The 1,172-nt window shown below is 63.8% G+C and carries 1 protein-coding gene; it reads left to right on the top strand.

Annotation, left to right across the window (positions count from 1 at the left end; genetic code table 11):
- Positions 1 to 18 precede the first annotated feature (18 nt).
- Positions 19 to 1,172 (top strand): condensation domain-containing protein (locus ACWEO7_RS39635; RefSeq protein ID WP_452431012.1); only part of this gene is annotated, 1,154 nt, incomplete at its 3' end.

Genomic DNA, 1,172 nt, shown 5'->3' with positions numbered 1-1,172 from the left:
GAGGAGTTGTCTTTGCCGGTGGATCGCCCCCGCCCCGCAGTAGCCTCCCACCACGGCGCCACCACCACCTACACCCTCGACACCGAACTCATCACCGCACTACACACCCTCGCACGCCAGCACGACTGCTCCCTGTTCATGGTCATCCACGCCACCCTCGCAGTCCTACTCGCCCGCCTCAGCAACAGCACCGACATCCCCATCGGCACCCCCATCGCCGGACGCGGCGACCCCGCCCTCGACGACCTCATCGGCATGTTCGTCAACACCCTCGTCCTGCGCACCCACATCAACCCCCACGAACCCTTCACCGACCTGCTCACCCGCACCAGAAACACCGACCTGCAAGCCTTCCAACACGCCGACATCCCCTTCGAACAACTCGTCGACCACCTCACCCCCCACCGCACCCGCTCCCACCACCCCCTCTTCCAAACACTCCTCGCCTTCCAAAACCTCGACCAACCCCACCTCCACCTCCCCCACCTCGACATCACCCCCACCGAACCACCCACCCCCACAGCACGATTCGACCTACAAATCATCCTCACCGACAACCACAACGGCGAGATGACCGCCACCATCACCTACGCCACCGACCTCTACAACCCCACCACCATCGACACCCTCACCCACCGATGGCTCCACATCCTGCACGCCATCACCACCAACCCCACCCAACCCATCGCCACCATCGACATCCTCGACCCCACCGAAAAAACCGACCTCCTCACCCGCACCGGACCCCCACCCACACCACCGACCACACTGCCCGACCTCCTCACCACCACCGCCCACAACCACCCCCACAACACCGCCATCATCCACAACAACCACCACATCACCTACCAAGAACTCGACCAACGCTCCAACCACCTCGCCCACCAACTCCTCCACCACCACATCGGCCCCGAAGACATCGTCGCCATCGCCATCCCCCGCTCCCCCGAAACCATCATCGCCATCTGGGCCATCACCAAAACCGGCGCCGCCTTCCTCCCCATCGACCCCACACACCCCACCCAACGAATCACCCACATCACCACCAACTCCCACACCACCATCGGCCTCACCACCACCCCCACACACCCACACCTCCCCCACACCATCAACTGGCTCACCATCGACAACACCCCACACACCACCACCCCACCCATCACCGACAAAGACCG

The organism is Nocardia sp. NPDC004260, assembly GCF_053603155.1.
The sequence above is the reverse complement of the archived record's forward strand: the minus strand, read 5'-3'. Positions and strand labels throughout refer to the sequence as shown.